Raw genomic sequence first — 17,979 nt, 5'->3', positions numbered from 1 at the left:
GCCAGATGCGCCCCCAGGCCGCCCACCGACTCCAGCCGGATCTCGAAGCCTCTCCGCGGGATCGTCTTTCTCCCTTTTGTCAACCTATTTCCCTCCCAAATGGTGAAATCACTCACCATGTGCTGAAAAGATTACCGCAACGGCGCGACGCAAGGGAGTCAAAGTTTGGATTGGGAATTCCTCGAAAACAATCCCGGCTCTGCGGGAGTCGCTCGTCGGGAGGAGTTGCACCCCGGCAGGAAGGGCGGCCCGCTCCGCAGGCGGATCTCCCGGCCGCTGGCCCGGTCGCCGGGCGGGGGCTCCGGGGTTCCCCCCTCCCCGGCCCGTCCGCCCGCGCCCGAGGGGCGGCGTTCTTCCGCCTCCGCGCGGCGCTTCGCCAAATTCCGATTGTTTTGATCAACATTGCCGGGTATACTCGGCCCGTAGAGTCACGGCGGGGCGAGGCAGGCCCCGCCCACCCGAAGGAGGTTGGATGCCCGATGGCGATCAGCGAGGCGACCCGCGAGGTCGAGGCTCCGGTCGCGGCGCTTCCCCGGATCGGCGAGCCCGCCCCGGATTTCGAGGCGGCCAGCACCCGGGGGACGATCCGCCTCTCCGACTACCGCGGCAAGTGGGTGATGCTCTTCTCCCACCCCGCCGACTTCACGCCCGTCTGCACCACCGAGATCAGCGCCTTCGCCGCCCGCCACCACGAGTTCGAGCGCCGGAACGTCCAGCTGATCGGGCTCTCGGTGGACGGCGTCCCCGCCCACCTCTCCTGGACCCGCGACATGGAGGAAGCTTTCGGCCACCCGATCCCCTTCCCCATCATCGCGGACCTGGACATGAAGGTCTCGCGCCTCTACGGGATGATCCACCCCGGCGAGTCGACCACCGCCACGGTGCGCGCGGTCTTCTTCATCGACGACCAGGGGATCATCCGGGCGCTCCTCTACTACCCCATGTCGCTGGGCCGCTCGGTCGACGAGCTGCTCCGCGTCTTCGACGGGCTCCAGACCTCGGCCAAGTACGGCGTCTCCACCCCGGTCGACTGGCAGCCCGGCAAGGAAGTGGTCGTCCCCGCCCCCGCCACCGCCGACAAGATCCAGTCGAAGGAGGAGGCGGAGCGCGAGGGGCTCATCTACAAGCGCTGGTATCTGCGGCTGAAGAAGCTTCCGGAGAGCTGAGCGACCCGGTCCATGCCGATCTACGACGACGTCACGCAGCTGATCGGCCGGACCCCCATGGTCCGCCTCCACCGGCTTCCCGAGCCGGGGAGCGCCGAGGTGCTGGTCAAGCTGGAGTCCTTCAACCCCGGCGGCAGCGTCAAGGACCGGGCGGCGCTCTCCATGGTCGAGGCCGCCGAGGCGGAGGGGAAGCTGCGCCCCGGCTCGGTGATCGTGGAGCCGACCAGCGGCAACACCGGCATCGCCCTCGCCATGGTGGCCGCAGCCCGCGGCTACCGGGCGGTCATCGTCATGCCCGAGAGCGCCAGCCGCGAGCGCATCCAGCTCCTCTACGCCTACGGCGCGGAGGTGGTCCTCAGCCCCGAGGAAGAGGGCATGTCCGGAGCCCTGCGCCTGGCCCGGGAGATCGTCGACCGCACCCCCGGTGCCTTCATGCCGCAGCAGTTCGAGAACCCCGCCAACCCCGAGGCGCACCGGCGCACCACCGCCCCGGAGATCCTGGAGGACACCGGCGGCCGCCTCGACGCCTTCGTCGCCTCGGCCGGCACCGGCGGCACCATCACCGGCACCGGCCGGGAGCTCCGCCGCCACCTCCCCGGGCTGCTCATCGTCACCGTGGAGCCGGCCGGCTCCCCCGTCCTCTCGGGCGGGAAGCCCGGCCGCTCCCGCATCCCCGGCCTCGGGCCCGGCTTCATCCCGGCCGTCCTGGACCGGACCGTCTACGACCGCATCGTCGACGTCGCGGACGAGGAAGCCTGGGAGACCACCCGCCGCCTGGCGCGCGAGGAGGGGCTGCTCTGCGGACCTTCCTCGGGCGCGGTCGTCTGCGCGGCGCTCCAGGTGGCGAAGGAGCTGGGGCCCGGGAAGCGGGTCGTGGCGATCGCGCCGGACACCGGGGAGCGGTACCTGAGCATGGGGCTCTTCGAGCGGTCCGAGCGGCACGGCTGAGACGCCGGCGCCACGGGGACCGCGCCGGAAGGCCAGCCCCTCCCACCTCCTCCACGCAGACCGCGGCCACCGGCGCGACGCGTCGACGGTGGCCGCGGCCGCGCCTGTCGCGGGCGCCCGGCCGCGGCGCGGACGCCGCGCCAGCCTCCCGCGCCGGTCCGACCGGCAGACACCCCGTGTGACACCTTCCTCGAGGCCCGGCTGAGACGTGGGTCGAGACAACAACAGATACCCCTGTTGGAACTGTCCATTCTGCCCCCGGTTTCTACAGTCTGTGGTGGCCACCCGGCCACGCCCGCGTGAACGGCGCCTCCCCAGGCGTGGGGCGAGCGCGTCGCGTCGTGCCGTGAGCGGTCAGTTCGAGAGCGGCGGGTCAGCCCGCCGGGAGGGAGGGATACCGCGAGCCGGCGGACGGACCGAAGCGCGCGGAAGTGCCGACACGATTTCCCGATGCGCGCAATCTCCCGGTTGCAAGAAGGACGGCCCAGGGCCGTGACCACCCAGACCATCAGCCTTTAGGGAGGTTCGAAACACATGGCGAAGTTCGGTCTCGCAGGCAAGCTTCTCGCAGGCGGCGCGATGGTCGCCTCAAGGCCCGCGGCGGCTGGCACGGCGGCAACAGCGACCTGGCCCGGGCGGTCCACGCGCCCATGGAGCTGCCGGAGAGCGCGGGCCTGCCGCCGGGCGTGGACGAGGCGGTGGACGCCTTCTCGTACAACGACTTCGAGGACACCCGGCGCGCCGTGGAGCGGTACGGCTCGGAGCTGGCGGCGGTGATCCTCGAGCCGGTCCAGAACGCCTTCGTCCCGCCCGAGCCCGGGTACCTCCAGCGGGTCCGGGAGCTGACCGAGCGCGCCGGGGCCCTCCTCATCCTGGACGAGGTGATCACCGGCTTCCGCCTCGGCCTGACCGGCGCCCAGGGGCGCTACGGGGTGAGGCCCGACCTCTTCACGCTGGGGAAGGTGGTCGGCGGCGGCATGCCGGTGGCGGCGATCGCCGGGCGGCGAGAGATCCTGGAGCTGGCCAGCCCGACCAGCGGCCGCCGGAAGGGGGAGGCGGTCCTGGCGGGGGGCGGCACCTTCTCCGCCATGCCGGCGGCCATGGCGGCCGGCTTGGCCATGGTCCGCCACCTGGAGGAGCGCGCGCCGGCGCTCTACGAGGAGCTGGAGGCGAAGGGGGAGCGCCTCCGCCGCGGCCTCGAGGAAGCCTTCGCCGCCGCCGGCCTCCCGGCGCGCGTCTTCGGCGTCGGCTCGCTCTTCTCGGTGGCCTTCCCCGACCCGCCCGAGGCCGAGATCCGGAACAACGAGGACGTGGAGCGGAGGACGGACCTCTTCCGCCGCGACCACGCGTTCCGCCTGGGCATGCTCGCCCATGGGGTCTACCTGGTCAACGGGGGCGGCGCGCTCTCGGCGGCGCACGGCGAGGAGGAGATCGAGCGGGTGGTGGAGGCGGCCGCCCGGGTGGCCGAGGAGATGGTGCTCCACGGCGAGTAGCCGGAGCCGGCGGGGCGGGGGAGACCGCAAGGGAACGGGGCGGCGTCCGGCCAATACTCCCTCTCAAATCAGGGCAGGCGGGCCGAGCCGAGCCGGCCCGGCGCCCAGGGGGTGCCCGCGCATGGCCCAGGAAGGCAAGGTCTGGTCGTTTCGCCTGACCACGCTCTCGCTCGCCCTCATCCCCGTGGCGGTGGGGATCAACTACGTGGGCAAGCTCTTCGCCGCCACCCTCAAGCTTCCGCTCTGGCTGGACTCCGTCGGCACCATCCTCTCCGGCATGCTGGCCGGGCCCTGGATCGGCGCCCTCTCCGGAGCCGTCAACAACGCGATCTACGGCCTGACCGCGGACCCCGTCTCCTTCTGGTACCTGATCACGAGCCTCGGCATCGGCCTTGCCGCCGGCTACCTGGCCTTCGCCGGCTGGATCCGGACGCCGGCCCGGGCGCTGGTGACCGGCCTGATCGTGGCCGCGGTGGCGGCGGTCGTCTCCACGCCGATCAACGTCCTCCTCTGGCACGGCCAGACCGGCAACGTCTGGGGGGACGCGATCTACGCCGTCCTGGTCCGGTCGGGCTGGCCGGTCTGGCTGGCTTCCTTCGTCGATGAGGCGGCGGTCGACCTGCCCGACAAGGTGGTGACGGTCTTCGTCGCCTACCTGGTCTACCGGGCCCTGCCGGAGCGCTTCGTCCGGTCGTTCGGACCGGTCCGCGAGATCGAGCGGCTGTGAGGGCGCGCGGCTCGAGCCTCTACGTCCCCGGCGACAGCTGGCTCCACCGGCTCGACCCCCTGACCAAGCTGGGGCTGGCGCTGGCGGCCGTGGCGCTGGTCTTCGTGCTGCCGGCCCCGCCGGCCAGTCTCGGCCTGTGGCTCCTTCTGGCGGCGGTCCTGGGCTCGGCCGGCCTCCTGCGCGCGCTCCTGCCCGTCCTGGCCGGCGCCGGTTTCCTGGCGGTGACGTTCTTCGTCGTCCAGGGGCTGGTCTACCCGGGCAACCTCCACCCCGTCCTCCGGGCCGGGCCGCTCGTCCTCTACCGCGAGGGGCTCCTCCTCGGGCTCCTCCTGGCGCTCCGCCTCTTCGACATCCTGACCGCGACCGCCCTCCTGGTGATGGCGACGCGGCCCTCGGACCTGGTGGAGGCGCTGGTCCGGCGCGGTCTCTCGCCGCGCCTGGGCTACGTGATCGTGGCGGTGCTGCAGGTGATCCCGGCCATGGTGGCCACCGCCTCCACCATCCTCGACGCGCAGCGCTCGCGCGGCATGGAGACGGAAGGAAGCCTCGCCGTCCGCCTCCGCGCCCTGCTTCCTCTCGTCACGCCGCTCGTCACCGGCTCGCTCCTCGCCGCCCACGAGCGCGCGCTGGCGCTGGAGGTGCGCGGCTTCTCCGCCCGGGGCCCGCGGACGTTCCTGCGCGAGGAAGCGGTGGGGCGCGGGGCGCTCCTCCTCCGCGGCCTGGCGGCGCTCTTCCTTCTCCTGGCGCTCCTGCTGCGGGTGGCGGGCGGGGTGGGCCGATGGCCGTAGAGGCCGTGGTCGAGGTCCGCGACCTCCGCTACCGGTACCCGGGCGCCGCGAAGCCGGCGCTCGACGGCGTCAGCCTCCAGCTCCGCCGCGGCGAGGTGGTCGGCCTGATCGGCCCCACCGGCGCCGGCAAGTCGACGCTCTGCCAGGCGCTGGTGGGGCTGGTGCCGCAGTTCTACCGGGGTGCCGTGGGCGGCAGCGTCCGCCTCCTCGGGCGTGACGCCCAGACCACGCCCGTCGCCGAACTCAGCCGCCACGCCGGCCTCGTCTTCCAGAATCCCTTCACCCAGATCACCGGCGCCCGCTTGACCGTCTACGAGGAAGTCGCCTTCGGCCTCGAGAACGCGGGCATCCCCCGCGAGGCCATGCGCCGGCGGATCGACCGGGTGCTGCGCCTGCTCGGCCTCGACCGCCTGGCCGAGCGCAACCCCTTCACCCTTTCGGGCGGCCAGATGCAGCGCCTGGCCATCGCCTCGGTGCTGGTCCTGGAGCCCGAGGTGCTGGTGCTGGACGAGCCCACCTCCCAGCTCGACCCCGCCGGGACGCGCGAGGTTTTCGAGGCGCTGGAGACCATCCGCCGCGGCGGGACCACCGTGCTCATCGCCGAGCAGAAGGTCGAGCGCCTGGCCGCCTGGGCCGACCGGCTGCTCCTCCTCGACGCGGGGCGGCTGGTGGCGGAGGGGAGTCCCCGCCAGCTCTTCTCCCGCGAGGACCTGGAGGCGCGGGGCGTCGCCCGCCCACCGGTGACCGCCGCCTGCCGGGCCCACGGGCGCGCCCGCCGGGAGCGGGACCGGTTCCCAGGGCGGGGGCTCGCCGGCGGACGGCGGCTCCGGCGGAGCGGACGGCGGCTCTGACGCGACACTCTCCGGCTCGAGCACGGGCTCCGGCGCCGGCACACAAGGACCGTGATCGCCATGGTACGGATCGCGCAGGCATGGGATCGTGCGCGCGTCGCGGCGGGGCTGCTGCTGGTCATGCTCTTCCTGACGTGGGCCGGCGGTTTCGCGGGTGCGCGCATGGCGGCGCCCGGCGACTTCACCGTCAGCGGCATCCACTACACGCTCGCCGGGGACGGCCGGGGCATCGCAGCGGTCGACTTCGCGATCGACCCGGCGGACACGGGCCCGCTCTGGATCTGGTTCAGCGACGCGAACGGACCGGTCGGGGCGACGCCCTACTACTCGGAGTCGGGCGGCGACTGCCGGCGCACCGGCAACCAGGTCCATTGCACCGTCGACGTGCCGGTGCAGCCGCCGACGCAGCTGAACGTCCTCGTCGAGGCGCCGCCGCCCGCGGGCGGCGGGGGAACCCCCGTGCCGCCGGCGCCGGTGGTGGCGAGCCTCCCGCCCCCGACGGGCGGGCCGGCTCCCGCCAACGCGGAGATCTGGGGAGTGGTCCGCTTCCTCGGGGGCGGTCCGGCGACGGGGGCGCAGGTCAGCCTCGACTCCGGCCCCGGCACGGGCCTGACCGCCGCGGGCACCTTCCGCTTCACGGGCCTGGCCCAGGGCTCCCACACGGTCGGCGCGGCTCTGGCCGGCTACCAGGTGGTCCAGGTCCTCGTCGACGGCCGCGCCGTCTCGGGCAGCCAGGCGACGGTCGACCTCGCCCAGGGCGACCAGCGGGTCGAAGTCGACTTCGTCCTGGCCCCTGCCGGCCAGCAGGTGACGGCGACCCCGCCCGGGCCCCGCGCGGGCCCCGGCGGTGGGCTCGCCTTCACCGGCGGCAACTTCGACGCCTTCGTCCTCGGCGGTCTCCTCCTCATGCTGGCCTCGGCGGCGCTCTCGGCGAGGCGCTTCCTGCGGCGCCGCGAGGAGGCGGGGGAGGTCGCCGCCTCCGGCGATGGCGGCTCCTGAGACTGCAGGCAACCTCGAGACCGGGCGGCGCGCCTCCCCGCGGCCGCGCCGCCCGGCCGCCGCCCGAGGGCGGCCGTGGGCCGAGGCGCTCCTCTTCGCCTGCGGCCTCCTCCTCGCCCTCACCCCGCTCTGGGCCCGCCTCTACGCCCAGTGGCAGCAGGAGCGCCTGCTGGCGGAGCTCCTCTCCGCGCAGGCGCAGGCGCTCCCCTCCTCCGCCGCGCCCGGCGCGGCGACGGGTCCGGCCGACGACCCGACCCTGGCCGCGGGCCTCCTCGCCGGAGGGCCGGCGGGAGCGAAGCCGGCGGGCGGCGCCTCGGCGGGCGCCGGGGCGCCCGTCCGGCCCCTCTTCCTCATCGAGATCCCGCGCATCGGCCTGCGCGCGGTGGTGGTGGACGGGGTCGCCGCGGGCGACCTGCGGGCGGGTCCGGGTCTCTATCCCGGGAGCCCGCTTCCCGGAGCCGCGGGGAACGTGGCGGTGGCGGGCCACCGGACGACCTACGGCGCCTGGTTCCGCCACCTGGACCGGCTGCAGCCCGGCGACCCGATCCGGCTCGTCGCGGGCGGGCGGTCGTACGTCTACCGCGTCGAGCGCAGCTGGACCGTCCGCCCCGACGCCACCTGGGTGCTGGCGCCCACGCCCTACCCGGCGCTGACGCTGACCACCTGCACCCCGCCCGGCTCGGCCGCCTTCCGGCTGGTCGTCCGCGCCCGGCTCACCAGCCCGCCGTGACGGCGATCTCCACCGAGGCGCTCACCCGGCCGCCCACCGCGCTGCCCGTCACGGGCCGGTCGCCGCGGTTCTCCGCCACGTAGGCGGGGGCGGGCAGCCCCCGGCCGACGCTGCCCGTGAAGGTGGGGTCGACCGGGATCCAGCCCGCGCCGGGCTGCCAGAACTCGGCCCACTCGTGGCGGACCACGGAGCGGAAGGCGCCGGTGGCCGGCCGGCCGGCGCCGTCGAGGAGGAGCTCGCCGTTGACGATCCGGGCGGGCACGCCCGCGGCGCGCGCCAGCGCCACGAAGAGCCGCGCGTACTCGGTGCAGGTGCCGCTTCCGGCCAGGAAGCCCGCCAGCGCGCCCTTCCCGGCCGCCGGGGAGGCCGGCTCGTAGCGGAGCCGCCCGTGGACGTAGCGGAGGATGCGCTCGGCCTTGGTCCGCTCGTCCTGCGCCCCCTCAGCCAGCTGCGCGGCCAGCCGGGCCAGGCGCGCGTCGCCCGCCTCGACGCCCGCCTCCGCCGCCAGGTCGGAGGGGCCGGGCGGCGCGCCGTCCCAGGCACCCGCGGCCCGGAGCGCCAGGCGGTAGGTCTGCACCAGCTGGACGGTGGCGCCGCCGGGCACGTCCACCTGATAGGAAGCGACCCGCTCTCCGCCGTCCCCCGTCGCCACTTCCTGCGCGCCGCCCAGCTCCTCGCCGGCGAGCTGCTGGTAGGCGTCGAGGCCGGCGGAGAGGAGCGGGACGTCGAGCCGGACGGAGGCCGGCGAAGGAGCATCGTTGCCGAGGCGAACGCGGACGGTCAGGGTGACGCGCCGGGCGGCGCCGGCGACGGGCGTCTCCCGGGCCGGCGCGGTGACCGCCGACCCGGCGGCGACCGCCGCAGCGGGGCCGGCCGTCCAGGCCGCCGCCAGGAGGGCCGCCGAGAGGAGCACCGGCACGGCCGCGAGCCGGCCGGCCCGTCTCCCGTTCATGGGAATCCTCCCCTGCTCCCTGCGGACCCGCGAAGGAGCAGCGGAGGAAGACGCGAAGGGGCGTTTCCCGGCTGCCCTTCGGCTTCGGCGGCCTGGCGACCCCCGCATGGCCTGCGGCCTGGGGGCCCATGGCTTTGCGTCCCCGCCTCGCGACGGGTTTGCCTCTTCGGGCCGGAGAGCGTCTTCTGGCTGGTCCACCTCCGCCGGCGCGCCGGCCGTCTGCCGCCGCGGCGCAACCGGAGGAAAGCACACCCACTTTCTGATCGATCGCGCCGGCAGCAAGCTTAGCGTTGGGAGAGCCGGCTTACCGGTGGGGGAAGCGGTAGGAGGTCGTCAGGCCCTGGCGAGGCGCGCTGCGCCGGCGCGCGCGAAAAGGCGCCATGGTTATCGTCCAGGCGGAAATTCCGTGGGGGGCGAGAGTTCTCGGGCGGAGACGACTCGAGGGTTTCCGGCGCAGTCCGGGGCCCGCGTCTGCGCCGCCTTCCCGTACCCGTGCCACCGGCCAGGTGCCTCGAAGGACTTGCGCTCCTCTGGACCTCCCGCCAGACATGGCCGAGCGCTCGGCCGCCGTGCTCGCCGGGAAGGCCTCCCCTGCGCCCAAGCGGCCGCCTCGGTTCCCTTCTGGACGTGTGCAAGTACTGCGCGGAAGCCACCGTCGTCGGCGCGAGGGAAGCTTGCAGCAGGTGGGCCCATGCAGCATTGCTGCAGGGCTGCTACCGTCGACGGGCTGATCGCGCGTGGCCGAGGTCCACGATTCGGGGCCTGTGATCGTTCAGAAGCGCGGTCTGGTGTGGTTGGGCGAGGTGATGGTTACCGCGGCGACGGCGCGGATGAAGCGCACCGAGACGTCCCGCGGCGCCTACCGGAAGTGGGTGGAGCGGGAACCGGACGCGGCGGAGCAGATCGACCGGGCAAGCTGCCGCTCTTCGCCGTCACGTGAAGACGGACCCTCAGGACGTACCCCCTACCCCTGCGCCGAGAGCGCCTCCCCCAGGCGCCGGAGCGCCTCCCGGTGGCAGCGGAAGTAGGTGGCGCGGGAGACGTTGAGCCGCTCGGCCACCGCCTCGTGCGAGCCCAGCCGCTCGACGTAGTAGAGCTGGACGAGCCGCCGCGCGGAGACGGAGGCGTGCGGGTCGTCCAGCTCCGCCGAACGCAGCGCGTCCAGCAGCCAGGCGCGCACCCGCGCGGGGCCGTCCGGGGCCGTCTGCCGCGCGAGCAGGGCGCGCCCTACCTCGCTCTCGGTCAGGAGCTCGGGCCGGTCCAGGGCAAGCAGCGCTTCCTTCGCCGCCGCCGCCCACCGCTCCGGCGGCAGGAGCGGCCCCTGCGGCTGCGGTGCCAGTTCGCGCAGCCAGGCGGCGTAGCCGCGCCCGCGCAGGTCGAGCCGCCAGACCTTGGCCGCTGCGTCGCCGGTGACGCCCGCCGCTCCCGCGGGCGCGAACCCCAGGGCGGCCAGGAGCGGCCGCCCCGCCGGGGTGCGGGCGCGCGCCAGCGCAGGGGCGCCCACCACTACCTCCCCGCAGGCATGGAAGCCCCCGGCCAGGTGCCGAAGGAGCATCCCCAGCGCCCCCGCCCCCGCGGGCGCCTCGTGCGCGTCGTGGACCACCAGGCTCTCCGGACGCCGCGGCGGCACCCACGCCGTCAGGCAGGCGAGCACCTCGCCCCGAGCGCCGCGTGCCTGCAGGCAGGCCCGCCCGGTCCGCGCCGCCGCGCAGCCCAGCGGGCAGCCGGCCCCCTCCTCCACCTGCCAGCCTTCCGCCGTCTCCCCGGCCGGGTGGAGGGGCGCGTGCCAGTCCGCTTCTTGCGCCAGCTCGGCCAGGAGCGGCCACGCGCTCTCCGCGCCGCGCCGCTCGAGGGCAGCGCGCTCCACGACGTGGCGGATCAGCTTCCTCCGCCAGCGCAGCTCGCTCCACGGGCGGTGCCCGCGCACCAGGGCGACGATCCGCTCGCGCAGCGGTTCCGGCAACTCGAGCCCGCCTCCCGGCGCCGGCCTGGCCACCTGCTCCAGCACCGGCCAGGCCGCCTCCACCGCCGGCTCGCCCACCGCCGCCCGCAGCCGCAGCCGGTCGAAGAAGGGCAGCAGGGCCGCCGCCCCCACCGCGTCGTCCAGGCCCGAACCGCCCGCGCGCCAGCTTCTCCGCCGCGTACCGGGGTGGAGCCAGCGTTCGATGAGGAAGGCGCCGAGACTGGCCGCTCGCCGGCCCGACCCGCCTCCGGTCCAGCCTGCCGGGCGCGGCGCGGCCGTCCCGGCGCGAGCCCCGATCAGCTGCCGGGCCAGCTGGACGAGCAGCGCCGGGTGGCCGCCACTGACGGCGTGCACCTCGCGCGCCTGCTCGGGGTCGTCGAGGCCCAGGCGCCCCAGGAGGCGGGCCACGTCCTCTTCGTCGAGACCGCCCAGCGGGAGGTCGCGGACGGTGAGGAGCCAGCCGGCACTGGCCGGCCAGAGTTCTGCCGGAGGGCGGCGGCCGGCCAGCAGCACGCAGACGCCCGCCCCCACCCGGGCCAGGAAGCGCTCCCGCAGCTGGTCCTCCTCGGGCCCGAGCCGGTCGTAGTCGTCCACCAGCAGGGCGAAGCCCCGCCCCGCCGCGGCCATCTCCAGCGCGGCGGCCAGCCGCTCCGCCCCCGCCTCCCGCGAGGGCGGCAGCGAGCCGGGTTCGAGGTCGAGCGCCGTCGCCAGCGCCTCCAGCAGGCCGCGGGCGCCGCCCTTCCCTTCCTCCGGAGGCTCCGCGGCGATCAGGGCGGAGGGGAGCGACGCCTCCTCCGCCAGGCGCCGGCAGACGCGCAGGAAGGCCGACTTGCCGGCACCCTGCGGGCCGTGGACGTAGAAGAGCGACGGCCGGGAGGGCGCTTCCTCCAGCGCGGCGCGCACCGCGCGCAGGGCGGCCCCGCGGCCGACGAAGAGGGCGGCTTCCGACGTCTCGGCCAGCTGCCCGAGCGTCACGGCGCCGCTCGATGCCATCGTGCCCTCACCCCCGCCCGTCGCCCGCCAGGTCCTGGACCAGCAGATTGACCACGTTCCGCGCCGCCATGGCCTCCGTCTCCATGGTGGAGACGGCCGACTCCATGGCGTTGGCGTAATAGAGACCGGGCGCCAGCCGGAAGGGCGGCCAGACCTCCGCCGGGGACAGGACCGGGTAGGCGTTCCACGTCAGCCGGACCGCCTCGACCCGGTCGGCGAAGAGGTGGTCCAGCAGCGCCTCGTCGAGCGGCTCCCGGGAGAAGAGCTTGTAGATCCGGCGGCCGCCGGCGGCCGCCGCCAACGCTCCGATAGCCGAGAAGGGGATCTCCCGCCGCTCGCGGGTGAGGATCACGTCCGGCGGCGCTTCTTGTTCCGCGAGGCCGAAGCGCTCGCCGCGCAGCCGCCCGACCACCCAGGTGGCGTGGGTCGTCTGGTAGGGCCGCCGCAGAGAGGCGCTCCCGGGCAGCGCGAGCCCGTCGAAGTCGAGCTCCGCCAGCTCCAGGGGCGCCGCCAGGATGACCGCGTCGCAGGCTTCCTCGGAGCCGTCGGCGGAGGCGACGGCGAAGCCGGCGCGCCCGCCCTCGGGGGTCGCCCGCGGCCTTATGGCGCGGACGGTCGCGTTCGTCTGCAGGCGCGCCCCCGAGAGGGAGAGGAGCCCCTCCACGACGCGCAGGTTGCCCTCCCGAACCGAGAAGAGGCGGCCGCCGGCCAGGCCGCCGCCGGTCAGCGAGACCAGCGTCGCCCAGGCGTTCATCCGCCCGTCCTGGCCGTAGTTGCTGCGTGCCACGCCGTCGGAGAACTCGCGCACGAAGCGCTCGCCGACCCCGTGCCGGGCGAGGAAGTCGTAGGCGGACTCGCGGGCGAGCCCGTCGAGGCCGAGCTCGCGGTACATCTCGCCGGGGGTGGAGAAGCCGCGACCCCGCTCCAGCTCGTCGTAGAGGCGGAGAAGCCGCGCCACGGCCGCCCGCGTCAGGCGGCGCGCCCGCAGGAGGCTCGCGCCGTAGCGGCGGAGCATGGCGAGCGCCAGGGGAAGGCCGGCCATGCGCACCAGCAGGTCGAAGGACACGCCGTTCCAGATCCCCATGCGGCGGGCGAGGGACCTCCGCTCGCCGCCCGCGTCGCCCGGGTGGAGCCCGAGCCGCGCCGTCGCCTCCAGCAGGTAGCGGTTGGACGAGTGGACGAGCGTCGCCCCCGTCTCCACGCGCCGTCCCGCCAGCTCCATCTCGCCGACGCGGCCGCCCGGCCGCGCCTGCCGCTCCCGGACGACGATCTCCGCCGCCGGGCCCAGCGCCTGGCGCAGGAAGTAGGCCGCGAACGCCCCGGCGACACCGGCGCCGACGACGACCACGCGCCTCCGGGCTTCCTGGACCCCGTCCACCGTCTCCCCGTCCCCCCTGTCAGGCCTGTGCGTCCTTGGCCCACATGCTGCCAGGACCGCCGGAGAGCGGCATCGGGAGAAGCCTGCAACGTGCTGACCGCACCGGAGGCACGGGGATGTGGGGGATTCTCCCCACGCGCGTCCACCCGCTCGCCGGGCGGGCCTCGGGCTGGCGCGGGAGGTCGCGACGAGACAGGCGGGGCCGGACCCCCGGGAGCAGGCCGGCTCAGCCGGTCAACCCGTGGCGGGCGGCCCAGAGCGCCAGCGCCGTCCGGTTGGGAAGGTCGAGTTTCTGGAAGATGTTGCGCAGGTGCCGGTCCACCGTCCGCGGGGAGATGGCCAGGTGGGCCGCGATCTGCCGGTCCGTCAGCCCCTGCGCGACCAGGGCCGCCACCTCCGCTTCGCGCGCCGTCAGCGGGGCGCCGGGCGAGATCGCGGGGGCGAGGCCGCGGCGGGCGAGCGCCTCCTCCGCCGCCGCCAGCGCCGGGTCGGCACCGGTGCCGGCCAGGACCTCGCGGGCGGCGGCCAGGTCCTCGGCGGCCTCGGAGGAACCCGCAAGCGCCACGGCCCGCGCCAGGCGGGTGAGCGCCCCCTCGAAGGGGAAGCGGCAGCGCTCCGCCAGCTCCAGGGCGGCGGCGAAGCGGGCCCGACCCTCCTCCGCGTCGCCGCGCTCGCAGGCCAGCTCCCCGGCGAAGCGGCCAGCCCGGATGATCGTGTAGCTGGAGCCGGAGGCGGCGGCGTCGGCGACCGCCAGCGAGGCCGCCTGCCAGGCGGCCTCGCTCTCGCCCCGCGCGCGGTGGTACTTCGCCCGCGCCAGGCGGACGTTGGCGCGGAAGAAGGCGGCCCCGTCGAGCGGGGGCCAGCGCTCCGCCGCCTCCAGCCAGCGGCGCGCCTCCTCCGTCTCGCCCAGGGCGGCGTAAAGCTCGGCGCGAGCGACGTGCGCCAGCACCAGGAAGTTGTGGCTGACGGGGATGGGGTCGTCCGGGCGGAAGGGCGGCACCGACTCCAGGAAGGGGCGCGCGCCCTCGGCGTCGCCCAGGTCGAGGAGCATCCAGCCCGCGTACCAGCGGAGCGTGCCGCCGAAGGCGTCCGGATGGCGGCGCGCGCACTCCAGGACGTTCCGCGAGGCGCCCGGCCAGTCGCCGCGGAAGTACTGGTAGACGCCGGCCAGGGCGTAGCCGGGGGGCGCGTACGCGATGCCGGTCCGGGCGAGCACGTCTTCCTCCAGCTGACGGAGCTCGGACGCCGCCCCGTCCACCTCCCCCGGCGGCAGGGCCGAGCCCACCAGCAGGACCAGCAGCTGGTTGCTCTTGAGGCGGATGGCGTCCTTCTCGTCGCCCAGGCGCAGCGCCGTCTCCGCGGCCTCGCCGCACATGGCGGCCGCCCCGCGCAGGTCGTCGGAGACGAAGGCCACCGCCATGCTCGTGTCGAGGAGGTCGTGGCTGGCGCCGGGCGCCTCCATGGAGGCGAGCCGCAGGAGGAGCTGCCGCGCCTCCTCCACTTGCCCGCGGTGGGCCAGGATCGCCACGCAGGCGGCCCCGGCCCGCGGGTAGCCCGCGACGTCGCCGAAGAGCTCCCTCTCCAGGCTCCGGTAGCGCGGGTCGTCGAGCAGCTCCTCCTGCGCCGCCATCGCCGCCGTCGCCTCCTCCAGGCAGCGCGGGTCCTCGCGGGAGAGCGCCGCCCAGGCCAGCAGGTGGCGCGCCCAGACCTCCACCGGCCGGTCGCCCTGCGCGGCCGCCGCCTCCGCCGCCTCGCGCCAGGCCTCGACCGCGCCCGGCCGCCCCGCGGCGTGCCTGCACCGGCCCAGCTTGAGGAGGAGCTCCGCCCGGCCGGGGTCGCCGGGCGGCAGGAGGGCGAGCGCCTCCGCGTACTGCCGCTCTGCCTCGCCCGCCGCCCCGACCCGCAGGGCGCGGTCGCCCGCCCGGCGGAGGAAGGCGGGCGCGCGGGGGTCTCCGGCCCGCGCCAGGTGGAAGGCCAGCGCCTCGACCTCCTCCGGCGCCGTCGCCTCCAGGGCGGCGGCCGCCCGGGCGTGCCAGCGGCGCCGGCGCGGGCCCACCAGCCGCGCCAGCAGCGCCTCGCGCACCAGCTGGTGGGCGAAGGCGAAGCGCTCGCCCGCCGCGTCCTGCGGCTCGAGCACGTGGGCGTCCACCGCTTCCTCGAGCAGCGCCGCCAGCTCCTCCTCGGGAAGCCCGGTCACCCGCTCGAGCAGGGCGGCCGAGAACTCCGCCCCCAGGACGGCCGCCGCCTCCAGCGCCGACTGGCTCGCCGGCGAGACGCCTGCCAGCCTCCGGTCGATGGCCTGGCGCACCGTCGCCGGCAGCGGCTCCCCCTCACCGGCGACCCGCCCGGTCCGCGCGGCGGTGGCGAGGAGGTCGCGCACAAAGAGCGGCAGGCCGTCGGTCCGGCGGTGGAGCATGCGCGCCGTCTCCTCCGCCTGCGCGCCCGGCAGGCCGAGCGGCCGGAGCAGCTCCTCGATCTCCCCCGGCGCCAGCCCCTCCAGCGGCATGCGCACGGCCCCCGCCCGCTCCGCCTCAGGAAGCCACGCCCAGAGCGGGTGGCCGCGGCGGACCTCGTCCGAGCGCAGGGTGGCCACCACCAGCACCGGAAGCCCGGGGAGCTCGGCCGCCAGGTGGCGCGTCAGGTCCAGCGTGGCGGCGTCGGCCCAGTGGAGGTCCTCCAGGACGACGACGACCGGCCGGCCCTCCCGGTCGAGCCAGCCGGCCAGCGCCTGGGCGGTCTCGTAGAGGCTCCACTCGCCCGGCGCCTCCCCGAAGGGCGGAGGAAGCCCGGCGGGATCCCGCCCTTCCTCCCGCGCCAGCGCCGCCACGGCCTCGCGCCAGGGGCCGAAGGGCGGGGTCTCGCCGGGCCCCGGGCAGCGCCCGAAGACGGTCACCGCGCGCCCCGGCTCCGCCGTCACCCGCCGCACCAGCGTGGTCTTGCCCGCGCCCGCCTCGCCCTCCAGGAGCACGAGGCGACCGCTCCCGCCAGCCGCGGCCTCGAGGAGGCGGCGCAGCTCCCCCTGCTCCCGCGCACGTCCGACGAAGGGTTCCGCCAGCTCCATGGCCCCGACGCCTCCGCTCCTTCCTCGCCGGCCGGGCTCGGCCGGCCGCGTCTGGGGTGACTCGCTCCCGCCCGGGTCGCCTCGGTCATCCGCTCCCATCCGGGTCGACCTGGTCGTCCCCGTCCTCCGGGTTGCCGTCGTCGCCCGCGGCGCCTGCGGCGGAGGATCGGGAGCCGGACTCCAGCTCCCGCAGCCTCGCTTCCGCGTCGCGGTAGCCCGGCGTGTCCGCGACGATGCGCGCGTACTCCTGCCGGGCGCGCGCCCGCCGGCCCAGCGCCTCGTACGCGCGCCCGAGGAGGTAGTGGAGCTCGAGGAGCTCCGGGTCGCCGGCGATCTTCCTGCGCGTGGGACCCGCCCGCAGCACCTCCAGGGCGACCTCCGGCCGGCCCGCTTCGAGCAGCAGCCCGGCATAGGCGTTACGGACCGGCAGCGTGTGGAAGAGGTCGGCAGGCAGGCGCCGCATCCGCTCCAGGGCCTCCTCGCAGCGCCCTGCCGCCTGCAGGGCGGCCGCCTGCTGGAGCAGAAGGAAGGGCTCTTCGCCCTCCACCTGCAGGAGCGGCTCTGCCGCCCCGGCGCCTCGCCCGCTGCGCAGGAGCGAGACCCCCAGCAGGTAGCGGGCCTGGCTCGCCTCCGGCCGCGCCGCGAGACAGGCGGTGGCGTGGGCGACGGCTTCCTCGTAGCGGCCCTTGCGGAAGGAGGCACGCGCCTTGTCCAGCTCCAGCCTCGCCCGCATGAGCGGGTCGCGGCGCACGAGGATCTGCCCGGCCGCGCCGGCGGCGACCAGCAGCAGGCCGGCGACCGGGTAGGCGAAGAACAGCAGGAAGCCGGCCACCAGGCACACCCAGCTGGCGCGGCTCAGGGGAGGCACGGCGACACCGCGACCGAAGAGCGGCTCGGGCGCCCCGGGCGCACTCGCCTTCCCGGGAGAGCCGTCCGGCCCGCGGTCCGCCCGCCGCCCGCCCTTCCGTCCCGAGTGCGCGACGTAGTAGAGGCCGGTGCCCGGGAGGCCGGCGGAGGCGTAGGCCCCGCGCGGCCCCACGCCCACGCGGAAACCGGGCACGCCTGCGCTCAGGCTCACCCCGCGCTTGCCCACGTTGAGGCGGACCCCCTTGGCGATCTGGATGCTGCGGCGGAATCGCCAAGCCAATCCGGGCGCCTCCTCCCGTGCGGCTCGCTTCCCCGGCGAGCGGCCGGCCTCTCCCCGTTTACGAGAGTGGTTCTCTGCTGCTACCCGCTTTCCCTTGTTCTGGAATGGGGAAATCTCCGCAGGTCCGGGGGTGCGCGCGGGCGCTCGAGCGCGAGGCACGGCAAGGCTACAGCGCGATCTCCCCGGGTTCGGTCCGCTCCACCGCCACCGTGCCGGCGCCATGAGCCCGCGCGAACTCCTCCAGCCCGGCCTTCAACGCCCGCTTCAGCTCGCGGGTGGGCTTCACCCACGGCTCCAGCTGCAGGAGTCGTACCACGAGCCGGCGCTGCTGCCGGTCGAGCCGCGGGTCGATGCGGCCGACCAGCCGATCGCCCGCGAGGATCGGCATGGCGTGGTACCCGTAGCGGCGCTTCGCGGCCGGCAGGTAGACCTCCCAGCTGTAGGCGAAGTCGAAGAGTGCGGCCACCCGCTCCCGGCGCCAGAGCAGGTTGTCCAGCGGCGGCAGGAACCGAACCGGACCCGCCACCCCGGGATCTTCGTCGCGCGCGTCCCGCTCGTGCTCCCGGAGCCGCTCGAGGTCTTCGGCCCGCACGTAGTACGGCCCCCGGGCGCCCTCGACGTCCAGCTCCACCCAGCCGCCCTCCCGCACCCGGCGGCGGACCAGCTCCCGTCGCTCCGCCAGGGGCATGCGGCTCCAGCCGAAGCGGGAATCACCCGTGTCGAGGAGCCGGTAGGCGCGCGCGTACTTCTCGATCCGCGCCGCGTCGGCCTCCTCGGGGTCGA

The 17,979-nt window shown here is 75.7% G+C and carries 14 protein-coding genes and 1 riboswitch; of the genes, 8 read left to right on the top strand and 6 right to left on the bottom strand.

Features of this window, described 5'->3' with window-relative positions:
• The first annotated feature begins 479 nt into the window (after positions 1 to 479).
• The 8 genes from QJR14_11025 (at position 480) to QJR14_10990 (ending at position 7,702) form a co-directional block, all read left to right on the top strand.
• Positions 480 to 1,166, top strand: coding sequence for a peroxiredoxin (locus tag QJR14_11025; GenBank protein MDI3318131.1), 687 nt, complete (start codon positions 480 to 482; stop codon positions 1,164 to 1,166).
• Between the two features lie 12 nt (positions 1,167 to 1,178).
• Entirely contained in the window at positions 1,179 to 2,114 is a 936-nt protein-coding gene (gene cysK / locus QJR14_11020; protein ID MDI3318130.1) for a cysteine synthase A, read from the top strand.
• Positions 2,115 to 2,764: 650 nt separating this feature from the next.
• Positions 2,765 to 3,607: an aminotransferase class III-fold pyridoxal phosphate-dependent enzyme gene (locus tag QJR14_11015; GenBank protein ID MDI3318129.1), complete on the top strand. Its 843-nt coding sequence runs from the start codon at positions 2,765 to 2,767 to the stop codon at positions 3,605 to 3,607.
• A gap of 121 nt (positions 3,608 to 3,728) precedes the next feature.
• Positions 3,729 to 4,334, top strand: coding sequence for an ECF transporter S component (locus tag QJR14_11010; GenBank protein ID MDI3318128.1), 606 nt, complete (start codon positions 3,729 to 3,731; stop codon positions 4,332 to 4,334).
• On the top strand, positions 4,331 to 5,122 hold the full coding sequence (locus QJR14_11005; GenBank protein ID MDI3318127.1) for an energy-coupling factor transporter transmembrane component T: 792 nt from the start codon (positions 4,331 to 4,333) through the stop codon (positions 5,120 to 5,122). Before QJR14_11010 ends, QJR14_11005 begins: the two co-directional genes overlap by 4 nt.
• The gene (locus QJR14_11000) at positions 5,113 to 5,973 is read left to right on the top strand and encodes an ABC transporter ATP-binding protein (protein ID MDI3318126.1); all 861 of its coding nucleotides are present in this window, start codon (positions 5,113 to 5,115) and stop codon (positions 5,971 to 5,973) included. Before QJR14_11005 ends, QJR14_11000 begins: the two co-directional genes overlap by 10 nt.
• 60 nt (positions 5,974 to 6,033) lie before the next feature.
• Positions 6,034 to 6,972 (top strand): carboxypeptidase-like regulatory domain-containing protein, encoded by a 939-nt coding sequence (locus QJR14_10995; protein MDI3318125.1) that lies wholly within the window; start codon positions 6,034 to 6,036, stop codon positions 6,970 to 6,972.
• Entirely contained in the window at positions 6,959 to 7,702 is a 744-nt protein-coding gene (locus tag QJR14_10990) for a class E sortase (protein ID MDI3318124.1), read from the top strand. Before QJR14_10995 ends, QJR14_10990 begins: the two co-directional genes overlap by 14 nt.
• Here QJR14_10990 and QJR14_10985 read toward each other — a convergent pair.
• The 6 genes from QJR14_10985 to QJR14_10960 all read right to left on the bottom strand — a co-directional run.
• Positions 7,686 to 8,654 (bottom strand): transglutaminase-like domain-containing protein, encoded by a 969-nt coding sequence (locus QJR14_10985; protein ID MDI3318123.1) that lies wholly within the window; start codon positions 8,652 to 8,654, stop codon positions 7,686 to 7,688. The two genes, QJR14_10990 and QJR14_10985, sit on opposite strands and share 17 nt — an antisense overlap.
• 83 nt (positions 8,655 to 8,737) lie before the next feature.
• Positions 8,738 to 8,827: riboswitch (cyclic di-GMP riboswitch) on the bottom strand.
• 791 nt (positions 8,828 to 9,618) lie between these two features.
• Entirely contained in the window at positions 9,619 to 11,610 is a 1,992-nt protein-coding gene (locus QJR14_10980; protein MDI3318122.1) for an ATP-binding protein, read from the bottom strand.
• 7 nt (positions 11,611 to 11,617) lie between these two features.
• Positions 11,618 to 12,988: an FAD-dependent oxidoreductase gene (locus QJR14_10975; GenBank protein ID MDI3318121.1), complete on the bottom strand. Its 1,371-nt coding sequence runs from the start codon at positions 12,986 to 12,988 to the stop codon at positions 11,618 to 11,620.
• A 226-nt stretch (positions 12,989 to 13,214) separates the two neighbouring features.
• The gene (locus QJR14_10970) at positions 13,215 to 16,049 is read right to left on the bottom strand and encodes an AAA family ATPase (protein MDI3318120.1); all 2,835 of its coding nucleotides are present in this window, start codon (positions 16,047 to 16,049) and stop codon (positions 13,215 to 13,217) included.
• An 85-nt stretch (positions 16,050 to 16,134) separates the two neighbouring features.
• Positions 16,135 to 17,196: a DUF4236 domain-containing protein gene (locus QJR14_10965; GenBank protein MDI3318119.1), complete on the bottom strand. Its 1,062-nt coding sequence runs from the start codon at positions 17,194 to 17,196 to the stop codon at positions 16,135 to 16,137.
• A 166-nt stretch (positions 17,197 to 17,362) separates the two neighbouring features.
• The coding region (locus QJR14_10960; GenBank protein MDI3318118.1) for a crosslink repair DNA glycosylase YcaQ family protein at positions 17,363 to 17,979 on the bottom strand (617 nt) is incomplete at its 5' end.

Source organism: Bacillota bacterium, assembly GCA_029961055.1.
GTDB lineage: Bacteria > Bacillota > Sulfobacillia > JAIMAT01 > JAIMAT01 > JAIMAT01.
This window is presented reverse-complemented; position numbering and strand designations above follow the sequence as displayed.